General features: G+C 67.8%; 18 protein-coding genes. 9 read left to right on the top strand and 9 right to left on the bottom strand.

What is annotated here, in order from left to right:
* The 5 genes from KEG57_RS56335 to KEG57_RS46775 all read right to left on the bottom strand — a co-directional run.
* Positions 1 to 150: IS4/Tn5 family transposase DNA-binding protein (locus tag KEG57_RS56335; protein ID WP_372518250.1), on the bottom strand; the 150-nt coding region annotated here is incomplete at its 3' end.
* A 350-nt stretch (positions 151 to 500) separates the two neighbouring features.
* On the bottom strand, positions 501 to 1,952 hold the full coding sequence (locus KEG57_RS46760) for a pyridoxal phosphate-dependent decarboxylase family protein (protein ID WP_272425432.1): 1,452 nt from the start codon (positions 1,950 to 1,952) through the stop codon (positions 501 to 503).
* A gap of 44 nt (positions 1,953 to 1,996) precedes the next feature.
* On the bottom strand, positions 1,997 to 2,281 hold the full coding sequence (locus KEG57_RS46765; RefSeq protein ID WP_272425431.1) for a hypothetical protein: 285 nt from the start codon (positions 2,279 to 2,281) through the stop codon (positions 1,997 to 1,999).
* Positions 2,282 to 2,321: 40 nt separating this feature from the next.
* Positions 2,322 to 2,729: a VOC family protein gene (locus KEG57_RS46770; RefSeq protein ID WP_272425430.1), complete on the bottom strand. Its 408-nt coding sequence runs from the start codon at positions 2,727 to 2,729 to the stop codon at positions 2,322 to 2,324.
* Positions 2,726 to 3,202 (bottom strand): helix-turn-helix domain-containing protein, encoded by a 477-nt coding sequence (locus tag KEG57_RS46775; RefSeq protein ID WP_272425429.1) that lies wholly within the window; start codon positions 3,200 to 3,202, stop codon positions 2,726 to 2,728. The genes KEG57_RS46770 and KEG57_RS46775 overlap by 4 nt, the downstream gene beginning before the upstream one ends.
* Before the next feature lie 319 nt (positions 3,203 to 3,521).
* On the opposite strand from KEG57_RS46775, the gene KEG57_RS46780 reads away from it, so the two are divergent.
* Positions 3,522 to 3,869: a hypothetical protein gene (locus tag KEG57_RS46780; RefSeq protein ID WP_272425428.1), complete on the top strand. Its 348-nt coding sequence runs from the start codon at positions 3,522 to 3,524 to the stop codon at positions 3,867 to 3,869.
* 12 nt (positions 3,870 to 3,881) lie between these two features.
* Here KEG57_RS46780 and KEG57_RS46785 read toward each other — a convergent pair whose 3' ends face one another.
* Positions 3,882 to 5,105: a sensor histidine kinase gene (locus KEG57_RS46785; RefSeq protein ID WP_272459716.1), complete on the bottom strand. Its 1,224-nt coding sequence runs from the start codon at positions 5,103 to 5,105 to the stop codon at positions 3,882 to 3,884.
* Between the two features lie 71 nt (positions 5,106 to 5,176).
* Between KEG57_RS46785 and KEG57_RS46790 the strand changes: the two genes are divergently transcribed.
* The 3 genes from KEG57_RS46790 to KEG57_RS46800 all read left to right on the top strand — a co-directional run bounded on the left by KEG57_RS46790 (position 5,177) and on the right by KEG57_RS46800 (position 6,424).
* Positions 5,177 to 5,782, top strand: a complete 606-nt coding sequence (locus KEG57_RS46790; RefSeq protein WP_276605278.1) for a response regulator transcription factor — start codon at positions 5,177 to 5,179, stop codon at positions 5,780 to 5,782.
* A 217-nt stretch (positions 5,783 to 5,999) separates the two neighbouring features.
* Complete coding sequence (locus tag KEG57_RS46795; protein ID WP_272459717.1) at positions 6,000 to 6,182, top strand: hypothetical protein; 183 nt, start codon at positions 6,000 to 6,002, stop codon at positions 6,180 to 6,182.
* Positions 6,176 to 6,424: a hypothetical protein gene (locus tag KEG57_RS46800; RefSeq protein WP_272425424.1), complete on the top strand. Its 249-nt coding sequence runs from the start codon at positions 6,176 to 6,178 to the stop codon at positions 6,422 to 6,424. Before KEG57_RS46795 ends, KEG57_RS46800 begins: the two co-directional genes overlap by 7 nt.
* A gap of 60 nt (positions 6,425 to 6,484) precedes the next feature.
* Here KEG57_RS46800 and KEG57_RS46805 read toward each other — a convergent pair whose 3' ends face one another.
* Positions 6,485 to 7,396 (bottom strand): hypothetical protein, encoded by a 912-nt coding sequence (locus KEG57_RS46805; RefSeq protein ID WP_272425423.1) that lies wholly within the window; start codon positions 7,394 to 7,396, stop codon positions 6,485 to 6,487.
* Positions 7,397 to 7,500: 104 nt separating this feature from the next.
* Here KEG57_RS46805 and KEG57_RS46810 point away from each other — a divergent pair, with 104 nt between their 5' ends.
* From KEG57_RS46810 to KEG57_RS46830, 5 genes are all read left to right on the top strand, one after another.
* On the top strand, positions 7,501 to 7,665 hold the full coding sequence (locus tag KEG57_RS46810) for a hypothetical protein (RefSeq protein ID WP_272425422.1): 165 nt from the start codon (positions 7,501 to 7,503) through the stop codon (positions 7,663 to 7,665).
* Positions 7,666 to 7,897: 232 nt separating this feature from the next.
* Positions 7,898 to 9,154, top strand: a complete 1,257-nt coding sequence (locus KEG57_RS46815) for a TolC family protein (RefSeq protein WP_272425421.1) — start codon at positions 7,898 to 7,900, stop codon at positions 9,152 to 9,154.
* Positions 9,151 to 10,401 (top strand): efflux RND transporter periplasmic adaptor subunit, encoded by a 1,251-nt coding sequence (locus KEG57_RS46820; RefSeq protein WP_272425420.1) that lies wholly within the window; start codon positions 9,151 to 9,153, stop codon positions 10,399 to 10,401. The genes KEG57_RS46815 and KEG57_RS46820 overlap by 4 nt, the downstream gene beginning before the upstream one ends.
* 4 nt (positions 10,402 to 10,405) lie before the next feature.
* A complete protein-coding gene (locus KEG57_RS46825; RefSeq protein WP_272425419.1) occupies positions 10,406 to 13,528 on the top strand; it encodes an efflux RND transporter permease subunit in 3,123 nt (1,040 codons plus the stop codon).
* A 60-nt stretch (positions 13,529 to 13,588) separates the two neighbouring features.
* A complete protein-coding gene (locus tag KEG57_RS46830) occupies positions 13,589 to 14,515 on the top strand; it encodes a LysR family transcriptional regulator (RefSeq protein WP_272425418.1) in 927 nt (308 codons plus the stop codon).
* A gap of 2 nt (positions 14,516 to 14,517) precedes the next feature.
* Here KEG57_RS46830 and KEG57_RS46835 read toward each other — a convergent pair whose 3' ends face one another.
* Positions 14,518 to 14,748, bottom strand: coding sequence for a tautomerase family protein (locus tag KEG57_RS46835; RefSeq protein ID WP_272425417.1), 231 nt, complete (start codon positions 14,746 to 14,748; stop codon positions 14,518 to 14,520).
* A 24-nt stretch (positions 14,749 to 14,772) separates the two neighbouring features.
* The gene (locus KEG57_RS46840; RefSeq protein ID WP_272425416.1) at positions 14,773 to 15,492 is read right to left on the bottom strand and encodes an SDR family NAD(P)-dependent oxidoreductase; all 720 of its coding nucleotides are present in this window, start codon (positions 15,490 to 15,492) and stop codon (positions 14,773 to 14,775) included.

Here is a 15,492-nt window from a genome sequence, read left to right on the forward strand (position 1 = left end):
AACCTCACTCACCTTCCCCGAGGGAAACAGCGCCGCCTGCGCGGCCATGCGCGTCAGTCGCCGGGTCCGGCGCTTGTCTCCAAGGTCCGCATGCCCGAACTCCTCCTCCGCCCACGCTTCCGCCGACAAGGCTGCCCCTGCATCCAACATCTCACTCGGTAAATGTCGTCAGAGGGGGGGAATGTACCGATCGGAGATGGGACCAATGCTCAGAACCAGGGCAAGCCCTGGACCTTTGGTGGAAGAACTGCGCTGCGCGCAGTTCTTCCAACGGGCCGGTGGAACCGCGTTGCCAGTCGAAATGGCAGCGCAGCTGTCTCGGTTGGCAGGGCCGCTCGCCGGTCTTGCCTCGGCCTGTTCGATGAACTGCGCATCGCGCAGTTCATCGACCCCGGGTCCAGCGCTTGCGCTGGTCCGGGTCCCGGGGCGGACAGCCCCGGGTGGGGCCTGGGGCAAAGCCCCAGCGCAGCGCCTTCCCAGATGAGACCAATGCTCAGGCCTTACCCCCGCGGGTCCGCAATGGCGTCTGCGAGATCCTCGAGCAGCATGTCCATCCTGTCCGCATGGGTGCGAAAGCAAAGCACGCAGACGCGGATGACGAAGACTTCCTCTCCGAGCGCCGGATCACGCAACGTCGTGCCCGTCAACATCAGGCGCTTTCGCTGATTGACGCGGGCGAGCACGCGCCGATTGAATGCGTCGAACTCCGTGGCATTCATGCCCGGTGGCTCGACCCGGAACGCGAACAAGGACAGCTCCGGCTCGGCCACGATACGCACGCCGGGGAGGGCCCGTACACGCGCCGCCGCGTCTCGCGCGAGATCGAGCTTCTCGTCGAGCGCCTCGCGAAATGCCGACGCGCCGTGCAGCCAGACCGGCAACCAGATACGCAGACCACGGGCCGGACGGCTCAATTCGAGGCCGAGATCCGCAAAATCCCAGTGTTCTTGGTCCTCCTGCGAAGGCGGCAGATACGCGGCCGCCTCGGAAAAAGCAGCACGCAAGGTCGCGAGCTCCTTCACGAGCAGACAGCCGGTTCCATAAGGTAAAAACAGCCCCTTGTGTGGGTCGAGCGCGATGGAGTCCGCCCGCTCGATCCCTGCGAGCGCGCCCCGCCCGCGCGCGGTGAGGAGGAAAAACCCGCCGTACGCCGCGTCCACGTGGAGCCATATCCCCTCCTCGGCGCAAACGTCCGCCAATGCGGCTAGATCGTCCACCGCGCCGACCGGCGTGGAGCCGGCCTGCGCGACGACCATGAAGGGCCGCAGTCCCGCGGCCCGATCCGCGGCGACGGCCCTGGCAAGCTCGTCGCGCCGCAACCGGAACGACGCGTCCACGGGCACGACGCGCGTGTTACGCCGCGGCAAACCGGCCACGCGTGCTGCCTTGGAGATCGAGTGATGCGCTCCTTCCGAGGTATAAAGCACACCCCTGTCGATATCCTCCCCGAGCTTCGCCTCGCGGGCCGTCACGACGGCGGCGAGGTTTGCCATCGACCCACCGGAGCAAAGCCAGCCCCCCGCGGAAGGCCCATACCCCGCGAGCGTGCAGAACCAGCGAATCACGCTGATCTCGAGCTGCACGAGGCCGGGCGCAGGCATCCAGAGGCCCGTGTAACGATTGGTGATGTCGGCAATGAGATCCGCGAGCGCCGTGCTCGGCAGTCCGCCGCCGGGGATATACCCGAGATAGCCTGGCGACGCCGGATTCAAGCTGACCGGAATGGCGCGATCGAAGAGCCTCGCGAGCACGCGCCGGAAGGGCACGCCGCGCTCGGGCATGGGCTCGTCGAAGGCGCGGGCGACCTTATGGCTCCCGTCGAGGGAATGGGCCGGTTGCTCGTTCAGCCCATCCAGCCAGGGCGCGAGCCGATCCATGCAGGCAGAAACGAGGTCGCGGAGCTCGGCGCCGCCGATCTCGAGCGGCACGGGGTGTCTGAAGGGGCGAGGCATGAGCCCTTTTTCAACGCAGCAAGGAGGGATCGAGCAGCATCGTATCACTCCGTCGCGGCGTGAAGGGTCCAAATCGCTCCGAGGAGAATCGACCCGAAGGCCGCGACCCGCGCCTGACTGTGGGCGAGCCGCGTGGCGCGCGCGAGGAGCTGCGCGAGCGCCGCCATGGCCATCATGCTGCCGAACGAGAATGCGCCGAGATAAACCAGCGTGGCCGCCCGCGACGGGGCCACGATTCCGGGCAGCAGCATCATCACGGCCGCGCCGCCCGCGAGCACGAGCCAAAGGCCCACGCCCACGGCCGGGAAGGAGTTCGAGCGCGAGATCATCCGCGAGCGCTCATCGCTCCCCCCCGGCGCGACGGCTGCCTCAGCGGCGCGCCTCGATCATCTTCCACCCGTTCCCCGACGGATCGCGGAAGCCGGCGTCCACGGTGCCGTACCGCTCCACGGGCTCCTGCGTGAACTCCACTCCTCGGGCACGCATCCGGTCGTAGGCGGCGCGGCAGTCGTCCACGACCAGCACGAGCGACGGCATCGCGCCCTTGGCCACGAGCTCGCGCAGCGCCTGCGCCGTCGCCGCGTCGTGCACCGGCGGCCCCGGCGTGAACAGGCCGAGCTGGAACGACGGCTGGTCCGGGTGCTGCACCGTGAGCCAGCGATAGTCACCGTTCCTCACGTCCGTGTGGACGCGAAACCCGAGCTTCTCGACGTAGAACGCGAACGCTTCGTCCTGATCTCGCACGTACAGACCGACCACTTCGACACCCTGACTCATGGGACCTCCGTTTCTTCGGGCCCCTTCGTACCGCCCGTTTCCTGCCGTCGCTTCTCCGAAACTGCGATCGTGAGGTGGGGGCGGTGGGCGGCGCGCAGGAAGCAGACGGGCACGCTCTTCAGGTCGTGAGACGCGGCCTTCTCGCGCGCCCGGATCGCGGAAGGGCTCTCGCCGACGACGTCGCGGAAGGTGCGCCCGAACGTGCCCAAGCTCTTCCAGCCCGTCTCGAACGCGATCTCGGCGATCGGCAGGTCGGTCTCGCGGAGCAACGCCATGGCCCGCTCGATGCGCAGCGTGAGCAGGTAGCGGTGCGGCGGGACGCCGAAGGCCTCCCTGAACGACCGGGCGAAGTGTGCTTCGGAGACGCCGCTCACGCGGGCGAGCCGCCGGACGGGCCAGTCCTCATGCGAGGCGGCGTCCATCCGATCCTTCGCGCGCAGCAGGCGCCGCAACATCTCGGGGTCCTGGCTCACACGCGCCCCTATCCCGGTCGTGACGGATCGGCGCCTCGGCGGAGGATAGGCGCTTCTGCCACGGCCCGACGGTTGCACGGCGGGCGTCGGACGGCAAGCGGAACGGCCCTCCTGCGGGCACGGGCAGACGGGTGGCGTTACAGCCGGAAAAACCAACCGTCGGCAACTCCGGCGGCCGGGAGCGCCGGCGAGGTAAGCCGCGGAATGCGGCTTCCCTTCCTCCACGAGCTCCCACAACATCGGTAAGCGAGGCGCGTGTGTAAGATGAGCCTCCTACGTTCCGTTCATCATCGTCCACCGCTCGTCGAGGAGAAGCCCCATGAACAGACGCGTGCTCAGGATGTTGGGACTGTTGCTGTGGGCGCTCGCCGCGCTCGCGTGCGCCGGCGCGTCGCCGGGCGACATGGGAAACGGCCAGCCGCAAGGCGATGGGGCGAGCGCCGGCCCGGCGACTGCATGCCAATCGGACGCTGACTGCGTCGTCGTCGAGACCGCGTGCTGCGACCACTGCAACGGCGGAAAGGCCGAGGCGTTCAACAAGGCGCACGCCAACGAGCACCGCCCGCAAGGCTGCGGTGGCGGGTGTACCCGCCTCGGATGCGGCGACGCCATCGCCGTGTGCGAAAACAACACGTGTCAGGTCGAGATCCTACCGCTCGGGTCCTGAACATCCGCCCGTTTACGCCCCACCCTCCTCCCAAACCGGCAACTGGCACCGAAACGTCACCCCCTCGCCTGGATTGTTCTCTACCGACAACCTCCCCCCGTGCGCCTCCACGATGGAACGGCTGATCGCGAGCCCCACGCCGAGCCCCTCTGCCTTCGTCGTATAAAAGGCCTCGAATACCCGCTCCATGTCCGCCGGGGCGATTCCCTTGCCCGAATCCTCCACCGACAGCACCACCCGATCCTTGCCGTCGCCGCGCGTCCGTACCACGACGAGGCGCCTGTCGGGCGGCCGGTCCGCGACGGCGTCGAGCGCATTGACCACCAGATTCAGCACCACCTGCTGGAGCTGAATGCCGTCGCCGCGCACCCGGGGTAGGCCCGGCGCGAGATCCAGCCGCAGCGTCGCGCCCCGGAGGAGCACGTCATTGCCCACGAGCCGCGCCACCTCGCGCGCGAGCTCGTTCAGGTCCTGCCCGTCCGTGCGCGGCGCGCCCTTCTTCAGCATCGTGCGCATGCGCTGGATGATCGTCGCGGCGCGCCGGTCGTCGTCCACGATGTCGCCGAGCGCCGCGAGCGCTTCCGTGACGTCCGGCGGATTCTTCTGGAGTAGGCGCCGCGCCGCTTGCGCGTTGCTCAGGATCGCGGCGAGCGGCTGGTTCAGCTCGTGCGCGATCGACGCCGCGAGCTCGCTCATCGCGGCCACGCGGTTCATGTGCGTGAGGCGCTGGTTCGTGGCCATGAGCTCGTCGGTCCGGCGCACCACCTCGGCTTCGAGCGTATCCCGGGCGCGCGCGAGCTCCGCGGCCGTCCGTTCGAGCTCGGCGTTTTTCTCCGCGAGTGCCCGCGCCCCGGCGCGCACGGCGATCTGCGCGCGCACCCGGGCCGCGAGCTCCGCGCGCACGAACGGTTTGGTCACGTAATCGACAGCGCCAAGCTCGAGCCCACGCACCCGGCTCGCCGTGTCCGCGAGCGAGGTCATGAAGATGATCGGAATGTCACGCGTGGACGGGTCCGCTTGCAGGCGCCGGCAGACCTCGAAGCCATCCATGCCAGGCATCACCGCGTCGAGCAGCACGAGGTCGGGCTCCTCGCGCCGGATCTGCCGCAGGGCCATGTCCCCGTCGAGCGCCACGGCGAGGGCGAAGGGCTGACCCGCGAGCGCGTCGGAGAGGAGCTTGAGGCTCTGGGGGTCGTCGTCGACGAGCAAAACCAGGGACGCTCGCATCGTTGACATGGTCGGGGATCTGGGGGAGGAATGCCAGGCATGTTGGTTCATGTTCTTGCGACCAGGCAGCGATGACACCAATGGAGCGCACCGTATTCGTGGTGGACGACGACCCCTCCGTGCTGCGCGGCCTGGAGCGGCTCTTGCGCTCGGCGGGGTATGCGGTCGAGGCGCACGCCTCTGCCCGCGCGTTCCTGGAGCGCGCGCCCGCGGATCGGCCGGGGTGCGTGGTCGTGGATCTCCGTATGCCCGAAATCGGCGGCCTCGACCTTCAGGAGGAGCTCGCGCGACGAGGCTTCCCGCTCCCCTTGATCTTCTTGACCGGCCACGGCGACGTGCCGAGCTCGGTGCGCGCCATGAAGGGGGGCGCGATCGATTTCCTCTCCAAACCCTGCGACGACACGGATCTGCTCGCGGCGGTGGAGCGGGCGCTCGCGCGAGACGCCGAGGCGCGGGCGGCGCGGGTCGAGAAGGAGGCTGTTCGAGCACGCTTCGCGGCGCTCACCCCGCGGGAGCGTGAGGTGGCTTTGCTCGTCGCGCAGGGCTTGTTGAACAAGCAGATCGCGGCGGAGCTCGGCGCGGCGGAGAAGACGATCAAGGTTCATCGGGGCCGGGTGATGGAGAAGCTCGGCGCGGAGTCGCTGGCCGATCTCGTTCGTCTCGTGGATCGAATCCGGGACACCTGAGTCTTGCCCGATCCGAAAAAATCCCGCCATGGGACCAACGTCCTATAGATCTGGCGCAAGCGGCCCGAGGACATCCGACCTCGCAGGAGGTAGCATCCACGCACGTGACCCGTCGCCTCGTTGCTGTCCTCGCCCTCGCGCTCGCTGCGACACCCGCTCGTACGTCCTCCGCGGCCGCCCTACGCCCGCGCCACGTATCGAGCCGCCTCAAGAGGTGATGGCGCGCCTCCTCGACCTCGCCGAGCGGGGACGAATTACGGATCTCTTGCATGCGCTTGCTGCAATCGAAATGGAGGACGCGCAGTTCTCCGCGTGGGCGGCCGAGGTGCGGGCGATGGCCGAGGCATTCCAGCTTCGCGAGCTCTGTGCCGCGCTCGCGCGAGTTGAGGTGCGATGTTGACCGAGTCCGAAGTACACCGGCTGCTCAACGATCTCTGCGTTCGACTCGGATTCTGCTTGCCGCCGAACAAGTGGCGGACGCTCGAGCAAAATCCGCCGAATGACGTGCGGTTGTTCACCGATGCCGTATTCTTGGCGGAGGGGCTCGATCCGGCAACGGCGGACCGACGTCTTTACAGGCAAGTTCGCGACCTGGTGGCGGCTGCGTTCGAGCGCAGCGGGTGCCGTACCCATGGCGCCTAACCAGCCGCAGCAGCCGGTAACGTCTATGAGAGAAGAGCTCGCTCGACGGGCTTGCACCCGTCATTGGATGCGAATTCCAAGCGCATACGTCGTGATGGTTGCCGGTGAGGGGACGTTGTGGTCCTTGGAAGCGGCCTCGAAGCCGTGCTGATTGCCCTGCGTGATCGGCTTGAGCCGCCACAGGAGGTTCCCGGCTCCCGACCAGTGCACGAGTGCGCCGCCACCGGTGAGAGCAAAGCCGGGCGAAATGTTGGCCGCACTCGAAGGATGAGGCGCAGTCCCGGAGGTCGCCGATGCGATTTCCACACGGACGCGCCCTACGCCCGGAATGTATTCCGCGAGGCCGATGGCATAGACCCTGAGATTGGCAGGGCTATAATGCTCGTGGTCCTTGGAACGTGCTCGCCAGTTGAACGGAGTCTCCGGATAGGACGCCGTCGCAAGATTTCCCGCGCCCATCCACTCCACCTTCATGCCACCCCCGATCATGACGTAACCACCTGGTACGCCAACGGAAACGTCGGGATGCTGGGCAAATCCGCTCGAGTTCGCGGCGACCTGGATGTAACGCATGAGCTCTTCACGCGAGAGCGGGCTGATCTTGAGCCCGATGGCATAACCACGAATCCGAACCGGATTCGCCACGCTGTGGTCCTTGGATGAGACCATCCAGGCCGACAGGTTGTCGTTGGCATACGAAGCCGTGATCAGGTTGCCGGCTGGGTAATTCGTGCCCTCGATTCCACCTCCCACGGCGACGAAATCCGGGGGAACGTCGATGGCAAAGTCCTGAAAGTGCTGTTGCTCGTTCCCGGCGATGCGTTCGAAAACCGCCACGGTGACCAGGCCGCTCGCATCCGTTTGGGTTCGCAGGAGATATGAATTCGTCGCCCATGCCGATGCTGGGCAGAGACCTGCGACAATCGCACCGATCGCGGCGCCGAGTAGCAATCGTCTCCTGTGCTTTCCCATGGTTCCCTCCCCAGATACAGGCGACTGTAACGTGACTGCACGCCCCACCTGTCGTGTGCCCGCCGCTTGCAAACGATAGACCCCGAGGAAGCGCGTCGATTCGAGTGCGCGTCGTCCTGCGCGAGAAGAACGAGAAACAGGACATCAACGGTATAGGAGGCGACACGATGCCGAACCTCGCGATGACGGGGGTCATGGTGGGACTCGCCTTCCTTGTTGGCCCCATGCTCGGTTTTCTTCCGCGACGGGTGTTGGGCAAGCGGGAATAAAACGAGGCGGCCAGGACTCGACCGCACGGGACAGCTCGAACGGGACAGGTAAGGCCCGGGACCGCGCCATCATCGTTTGGCGTCAAACAAGTTTGCCCGCGGTACAAAGATGCCTTGACCCTGCCCGAGCCGGCACTACATCAATGCGACGAACTCGTTTGCCCTCAAACTTGTTTGGGGCACCACGATGCCTATGCTTCACGCGTGTTGTCGACGTCTATCCATCCATTTCGTGGCGCTTTTGGTGATGCTCGTCGCAAGCGCGGCAATCGCCGAGGAACGCCAGATCGAGGCTCCGCCCCGAGCGGAGGCCCAACAGCCTGCCGCCGAGTCATTCCCTTCGCTCGAGCGCGCCATGGAGCTCGCGCGCGAGCGTGCTCCGGGCGTGGTGAGCGCGCGGGGGGCCGTGGGCGTCGCGGAAGCCTCGTACGCAGGCGCGCGGCTCGCCCCGCTCGACAATCCCTATCTGGAGGTCTTCGTCGACCGCGGCCTCCAGGGCGTGACGAGGGACGCGGCGGTCCAGGCGAATTTGTGGCTTCCCCTCGAGGTGTCCGGGCAACGGGCCCGCAGGGTCGACGAGGCGGATGCGCTCGTCGCCTGGCAAAAAACACTGTTCGAGGCGACGCAGCTCTCGGCGGAGGGGGAGGCCGTGCGCGCCTACGGGGCCGCGCTCGTTGCAGCCGCGCGGGTGCGCACGATCGAAGGGCTCGTGAGTGACGCGGGCGCGGAGGCGGAGGTGTACAGGCAAAGGCTCGCCGCCGGCGACGCGACGCTGCAGGAGGAGAAGCTCGCGAGTATGGAACACGCGCGATACGCGGTGATGCTCGAAGAGAGCCGCGCCGATCTCGCGCGCGCGCTCGTCGATCTCGCGCGCGCGACGGGTCGCATGTTCTCGCCGCCCGACGGCACGTCCGCCATGCCCCCCACGCCCGACGAGACATACGGCGAAGCCGGCGCCGCTCGGGTCGCGGGCGCGTCCGCCCACGTGGTCGCCTCGACGCGCGAGGCGAGCTTTTACGCGCGGGCTCGTGATCGTGCGGCGATCGAGGCCCACCCGCCGGTGAACCTCATCGTCACCGCAGGCCGCGGCGATCTGGGCGAGCCACGCTTCGGCGGCGGTTTGTCGTGGACCTTCCCGGTCGCGCGGCGCAAGCAAGCCGAGGTGGCGCGCGCCGACGCCGAGCGAGCGCGCGCGCTGGCCGAGGCCGACGTGAAGCGCCGCCTCGTCGCGCAGGGCCTCTCGGGCCTCGAGCTCGAGCGCGCCAAGGTCCGTCGCGCCCGCGAGGTGATCGACACGAACGCCCTGCCCGCGGCTCTTGCCTCGACCGATGCGGCCGTCGCGATGAAAACGGCGGGCAAGGGGGAAATGCTCCTCGTGCTCACCGCGCGCCGTGACCTCGCGCTCCTGCGCTTGCGGCGCCTGGAGCTCATCGCGCGCGAATGGGCCATCGTCGGCGACATCGTTGCATTGACCGGAGATTTGCCTTGAAAGACGAGACAAACGCGAGCGATGAGGGCTCGAACGCCCCGATGACCCCGGACGAGGGCCTCGCCGGAGACGAGACCGAGCCGCAAGCGCAGGCGCAGGAGCGACGGCCGCAATGGGCGCGCTGGGGCATCGCCACGGGCCTGTCGGCGCTCGCCGCCGCGGGTCTGTTCGTCTTGCTACGCGGAGGCGACGCGGAGACGGACGTGCCCGTGACCAAGGCCGACGTCCCGCACGTCGAGGGCAAGGCCATCGTGTTCTCGAAGGACTTCCGCGACCGCGCAGGCATCGAGACCGAGCCCGTGCGCCTCGCGCCGCTCGTGCCGCGCCTCAAGGTCGTCGGCACCGTCGATTTCGACCCGGCGCACGTGGCCGCCGTGGGCACGCGGATCCCCGGGCTGGTCCGCTCGCTCGCGAAGGTCGAGGGCGACAGCGTGAAGAGGGGCGACGTGCTCGCCGAGATCGAGAGCGCCGAGCTCGGAGAAGCGCAGGCCAGCGTGGCCGTCGCCGGCGCGCACCGCAAGGCGGCCTCGATCAACGAGAAGCGCGAGCGCGAGCTCGCCGAGCGAGGTTTGTCCACGGCGCGCGAGCACGAAGTCGCGACCGCGACGCACGAAGAGCAACGCGCGCTTTTCGAAGCCGCGCGGCAACGCGTGGTGGCCATGAGCGGCGCGCCCGGCAGCCCGTTCGGCGTGTACATGTTGCGCGCGCCGCTCGAAGGGACCGTTGTCGAGCGGCACATCTTCGCGGGACAATCCGTCGACGCCCACCTCGTCGCGTTCCGCGTCGCCAACCTCGATCATCTCTGGATTGATCTCTCGGTCTTCGAGAGCAACGTCGATGCGATCCACAAGGGTGATCCGGTGGAGATCACGCGCGTCGGAGGTGAGCCGATCCCCGGTCGTGTCGCCCACGTCGGTGAGGTCGTTGATCCCGTGACACGCACGGCGGAGGTGCGTATCGCGGTTTCGAACAAGGAACGCAAGCTCCGGCCGGGACAATCCGTGACCGCGACCATCCAGGCCTCGGGCCCTTCGCGCACGATGCTCACCGTGTCCATGACGGCCGTCACGTACATCGACGGGCGGCCGACGGTGTTCCTCGCCGAGAGCCCTGATCGCGTCGTGCCCACGACGATCGAGCTCGGCCCGAACGACGGCACGAACCAGGGCGTCATCGCGGGCCTCACCGAGGGCCAGCGCGTGGTGAGCCGCGGCGTGTTTGCCCTGAAGAGCGAGCTTTACCGGTAAAACCATGCTGTCACGAATCGTCCTTGCCTCGATCCGCCTTCGGGCGCTGATGCTCGTCCTCTTCGCGCTCCTCCTCGGCGCGGGGGCCGTGGCCGTGCGCGCGCTCCCCATCGACGCGATGCCGGACGTCTCGACGATCCAGGTCTCGGTGCTCACGAGCGCCTCGGGCCTCTCCGCCGTCGAGGTGGAGCGGACCGTGACCATTCCGATCGAGAATGCGCTCAACGGCGTCCCGGGCGGCGCCGAGCTGCGCAGCGTCTCGCGTGGTGGTTTGTCGGCCGTGACGGTGGTCTTCGCCGACGGCACGGACGTGTGGTTCGCGCGCCAGCTCGTGCTGGAGCGCCTGCGCACCGTGGAGCGCGAGCTGCCCGCCTCGGCGGGCACGCCCGAGCTCGCCCCGGTCTCCTCGGGGCTCGGCGAGATTTTTCAATTCGTCGTCCGGAGCTCGCAGCACTCGCCGATGCAGCTCCGAACGCTGCTCGACTGGGAGATCGTGCCGAAGCTCCGCAGCGTGCCCGGCGTGATCGAGGTCAACACGATGGGCGGGGAGCTCAAGCAGTTCCAGGTCGTCGTGGATCGCGCGCGCCTAAAGGCCCAGCACATGACGGTGGAAGACGTGCTCGAGGCCCTCCGCACCGCGAACGTCAACGTGGGCGGCGGCTACGTCGAGCGGCGCGAGGAGTCGTTCACCGTGCGCGGGCAAGGCATGCTGCGCGACGAGCAGGACATCGCCAACGTGGTTTTGCGGGCGGACGCCGAGGGCGCGCCGGTGCTCGTCAAGCACGTCGCCAACGTGCAGATCGGCGCGGCGCTGCGTTATGGCGTGATCACCCACGGCGGCGAACGCGAGGCGGTCACGGGCATCGTGATGATGCTGCTCGGCGGCAACAGCCGCGAGGTCGTGGCCGCCGTCGGCGAGCGGGTGAAGGAAATCGAGGCGGACCTGCCGCCGGGCGCGACCATCGAGGTGGTCTACGATCGCGCCGATTTCGTGGGCCGCACCATCGGCACCGTGCTGAAGAATCTGGCCGAGGGCGTGATTGTCGTGACGATCGTGCTCGCGCTCTTCCTCGGCACGCTCCGCGGCGCGCTGGTGGTCGTCCTCGGGATCCCCGCGGCCATGACGGTGGCCTTGTTCGGGATGCACCTCTTCGGCGTGACGGGTGATCTCATGTCGCTCGGCGCCATCGATTTCGGGTTTCTCGTGGATGGGCCGATCGTGATGCTCGAAGCGGTCATCGCGGCCGTGGCGGGCAAGAAGCTCGCGGGGAATGCGAAGGCGCGGGCGTATGCAGAGGCGGCGCAGGGCGTGGCGCGCCCGGTCGCCTTCGCCGTGGCCATCATCATGCTCGTCTACGTCCCGCTGCTTTTCCTCGAAGGCATCGAGGGCAAGATGTTCCGGCCGATGGCGCTCACCATGGCGTGTGCCCTCTTCGGCGCGTTGATCTATTCGGTCGTATTTTTCCCGGCGCTGCTCGTCACGCTCGTGCCGCCCGCAGCGGGCCACGGTCCGCGCTGGATGGAGTGGATCACCGAGCGGTACGAGCGGATCGTCGGCCGGGCCGTCGCGCTCCGGTGGCCGCTCCTCGGCGCCTCGGCGGTGTCGTTCGTCGTGACAATCTTCCTGTTTTCCCGCGCCGGCGCAGAGTTCGTCCCCCGCATCTTCGAGGGCGACGCGGTCGTGACCATCCGCCGCGCGCCGAGCATCTCCCTCGAGGAGGCGCGGCGGCTCGATTTCGAGACCGAGAAGGTGCTGCACGGTTTTCCCGAGGTGGTGAGCACGCTCGGAATGACCGGGCGCGCCGAGGTCGCCGTCGATCCGGTCGGCAACGACAACACCGACATCCTCGTGCGGCTGCGCCCGCCCGCGGAATGGAAAACGGCGCGTGATTTCGATGGGCTCTCCGAGGCGTTCAAGAATGCAATCGAGGCCCGCGTGCCAGGGACGTTCGTCTCCGTGTCGCAGCCCATCGAGGACAAGACGAACGAACTCATCAGCGGCTCGCGCGCCGACGTCTCGATCAAGGTTGTCGGGACCGACATCAACGAGCTTGCCGCGCTCGCCGACCGGATCGGTGAGCGCGTGAAGGCGATCCGGGGCGCCGGCGACGTGCGTGTCGAGCGGCTCCTCGGCCAGCCCGTCATCAGCGCCGTCGCGGATCGAGCGAAGATGGCGCGTCACGGGGTGAAGGTCGAGGACGCCTTCACCGTGATCGCCGCGGCGCGCGAGGGCGTACGCGTGGGCGACATCTACGAGGATCAACGCAAGTTCGACCTGCGCGTGGTGAACCCCCCGGCCGAGCCCTCGGCGGCGGCGCTCGGCGAGCTCTTCGTGGAGACGTCGAGCGGGCGCAGCGTCCCGCTTCGCGAGGTGGTCACGCTCGCCGAGGGCGATGGGCCGACCTCGATCCGGAGGCAGGATCGCGAACGCACGGTGCGCGTCGACGTGAACCTGCGTGGTCGCGATCTGGTCTCCTGGGTCGCGGAGGCGAAGGCCGTCGTCGAGCGCGACGTGCCGCTCCCGAGCGGCTACCAGCTCGCGTGGGGCGGGCAATTCGAGAACTTCGAGCGGGCGCAGAAGCGGCTCGCGCTGCTGGTGCCGGCCGTCGTGGTGATCATCTTCGGCATGCTGCTCTGGATGTTCCAGAACGTGCGGCTCGCCTTGGCCGTCTTCATGATGGTGCCGCTCTCGCTCGTGGGCGGCATGCTGGGTCTGCTCGCGCGCGGCCTGCCCTTCAGCCTGTCGGCGGCGGTCGGGTTCATCGCGCTGGGCGGCGTGGCGGTGCTGAACGGGGTGGTGATCGCCAGCGAGGTGCGCAATCGCCTCGCCGCGCGCGAGCCGCTCGACGAGGCGATCACGCGTGGGGCGGCGGCCGTCGTGCGCGCGGTGCTCACGACAGCGGCCGTCGCAGCGCTCGGCTTCTTGCCGATGGCGCTCGCGGACAGCGCCGGTGCCGAGGTGCAGCGACCGCTCGCGACGGTGGTCATCTTCGGCATGTTTTTCGGGACAATCACCACGCTCGCGGTCCTGCCCGGCGCGCTGCGAGCGACCCTCTCGGGCCAGCGATTCGAGGCGCGCGCCGTGGAGGAGGCGTCGATCGATACGGGCGCGCCGGTGCTCAATTGAAAGGGGCGCGTCACGGTTGCTCGGCGCGCGGGGAGCGTGCTAGGCGTGCATCGGGCGAGCATGGACCGGATCGACGCGATGCGCGTCTTCGTCGCGACGCTGGACGAGGGGAGCCTCGCGGGTGCGGCGCGCAAGCTCGGCCGCTCGCCTGCGGCGATCACGCGCGCGATCGCCTTTCTCGAGAACCATGTCGGCGTACAGCTACTCCACCGCACCACGCGTTCGATCCATCTGAGCGAGGCGGGCGAGCGTTACGCCGCGGCCTGCCGGCGTGTGCTCGTCGATCTCGAGGAAGCCGACATGCTGGCCGCGAGCGAGCGCGGTGCGCCGAGAGGTCTACTCACCGTGACCGCGCCGCTGGTGAGCGGAGCGCGGATCATGCGCCCGATCGTCGATGCGTTCCTGGCTCGAGAACCCGCGGTCAGGGCGCGGCTGCTTCTGCTGGATCGCACGGTCAGCCTCGTCGAGGAAGGCATCGACGTGGGCCTGCGAATTGCGCACTTGCCCGATTCGAACCTCATCGCGACCCGGGTCGGCGAGGTACGCAAGGTGCTTTGCGCGGCCCCCGCCTATCTTGAAGCGGCGCCGCCGCTCGAAAGCCCGGCCGACCTTGCCCGCCATCGCTGTATCCAGATGACCACCTTTGGCCAGGATAGCTGGAATTTCTCGCCCGAAAAGGCCGCGGGTGCCGTGCGGCACGTAGCGATTGAGCCGAGGCTCGTGGTGAACACCGTCGAGGCAGCGGTGGCGTCTGCGGTCGAGGGCAACGGCATCACACGCGTCTTTTCGTATCAGGTCGCCGACGAGGTGGCGGCGGGGAAATTGCGGATCGTGCTGGCCGACGCGGAACCTGCGCCCCTCCCCGTTCATTTGATCACGCCCGAGGGCCGGCTCTCGGTGCCCAAGGTGCGCGCTTTCTTCGATTTCGCGTTGCCGCGACTGAAGGAAGAATTCACGCGGCGCCAGATCGCCTGCGCCGGCAGTTGAAGTCAGCCCTTGCCACTGGCAGACGCGGATTTGCCTGTTTTCTTCCAATATTCCAGCACCGGCAGGCCGCCAGCGCCCCAATTTTCATGTTCCACCTCGTCGATGACGACGAAGGTTGCCTCGGGCGCCTTGTCGATCACGTCGCGCAGCACATTCGTCATGCCCGCGATGATCTCGGCTTTTTGCTTGGGCGTGGCGCTGCCCTTCGTGATCTTCACGTTGATGTACGGCATGATGATTCTCCGCGTTCGTGCTGATTACCAGTGGCCGGCGTGCTGGCCGCCGTCGACGTGGAGCGTCTCGCCCGTGACGAAGCCCGCATCTTCGAGATAGAGGACGGCCTGGACGATCTCGTCGATCGTGCCCATGCGACCGAGCGGGTGCAGGCCGTCGAGGGTCGCATGCGTCTCGGGCGCGTGCATCGGCGTCTTGATGATGCCCGGCGAAACCACATTCGCGCGGATGCCGCTCGCGGCATATTCGATCGCGAGGCTGCGGGTTGCCGCGTCGATCCCGCCCTTCGTCAGCGACGCGATCACCGAGGGCACGCCCTTGATCGGCTGATTGACGAGCGAGGTCGTGATGCTGACGATATGCCCGCCCTCACCCTGCTTCAAGAACTGGGTGACGGCCGCCTGGGTCACATAGAAAAAACCGGCGACGTTGACGTGGATCTTCCTCGAAAAATCCTCGGCCGTGTATTCGGTGAACGGCTTGGCGATGAAGATGCCGGCATTGTTGACGAGCGTGTCGACCCGGCCGAACGTGGCGACGGCGGCGTCCACGATCTTCTTTGCCGTCTCGGGATGGCCGACGTCGCCGTCGACGATCAGGACGTCGGGATCACCCCCGAAGGCGTCGGGCTTGATCGAGCGCGAGTTGGCGACGACGCGAAAGCCCTTCTTGCGATAGCCCTCGACGAGGCCGGCGCCGATGCCTTGTGATGCGCCCGTGATGATGACGACTTTCTTGCTCAT

The organism is Polyangium jinanense (genome assembly GCF_028435365.1).

Excerpts from the sequence above, each read along its gene's own strand:
- KEG57_RS46760 (WP_272425432.1), bottom strand. The coding sequence starts at position 1,952 with ATGCCTCGCCCCTTCAGACACCCCGTGCCGCTCGAGATCGGCGGCGCC.
- KEG57_RS46765 (WP_272425431.1), bottom strand. The coding sequence starts at position 2,281 with ATGATCTCGCGCTCGAACTCCTTCCCGGCCGTGGGCGTGGGCCTTTGG.
- KEG57_RS46770 (WP_272425430.1), bottom strand. The coding sequence starts at position 2,729 with ATGAGTCAGGGTGTCGAAGTGGTCGGTCTGTACGTGCGAGATCAGGAC.
- KEG57_RS46780 (WP_272425428.1), top strand. The coding sequence starts at position 3,522 with ATGAACAGACGCGTGCTCAGGATGTTGGGACTGTTGCTGTGGGCGCTC.
- KEG57_RS46785 (WP_272459716.1), bottom strand. The coding sequence starts at position 5,105 with ATGTCAACGATGCGAGCGTCCCTGGTTTTGCTCGTCGACGACGACCCC.
- KEG57_RS46790 (WP_276605278.1), top strand. The coding sequence starts at position 5,177 with ATGGAGCGCACCGTATTCGTGGTGGACGACGACCCCTCCGTGCTGCGC.
- KEG57_RS46795 (WP_272459717.1), top strand. The coding sequence starts at position 6,000 with ATGGCGCGCCTCCTCGACCTCGCCGAGCGGGGACGAATTACGGATCTC.
- KEG57_RS46800 (WP_272425424.1), top strand. The coding sequence starts at position 6,176 with ATGTTGACCGAGTCCGAAGTACACCGGCTGCTCAACGATCTCTGCGTT.
- KEG57_RS46805 (WP_272425423.1), bottom strand. The coding sequence starts at position 7,396 with ATGGGAAAGCACAGGAGACGATTGCTACTCGGCGCCGCGATCGGTGCG.
- KEG57_RS46825 (WP_272425419.1), top strand. The coding sequence starts at position 10,406 with ATGCTGTCACGAATCGTCCTTGCCTCGATCCGCCTTCGGGCGCTGATG.
- KEG57_RS46830 (WP_272425418.1), top strand. The coding sequence starts at position 13,589 with ATGGACCGGATCGACGCGATGCGCGTCTTCGTCGCGACGCTGGACGAG.
- KEG57_RS46835 (WP_272425417.1), bottom strand. The coding sequence starts at position 14,748 with ATGCCGTACATCAACGTGAAGATCACGAAGGGCAGCGCCACGCCCAAG.
- KEG57_RS46840 (WP_272425416.1), bottom strand. The coding sequence starts at position 15,492 with ATGAGCAAGAAAGTCGTCATCATCACGGGCGCATCACAAGGCATCGGC.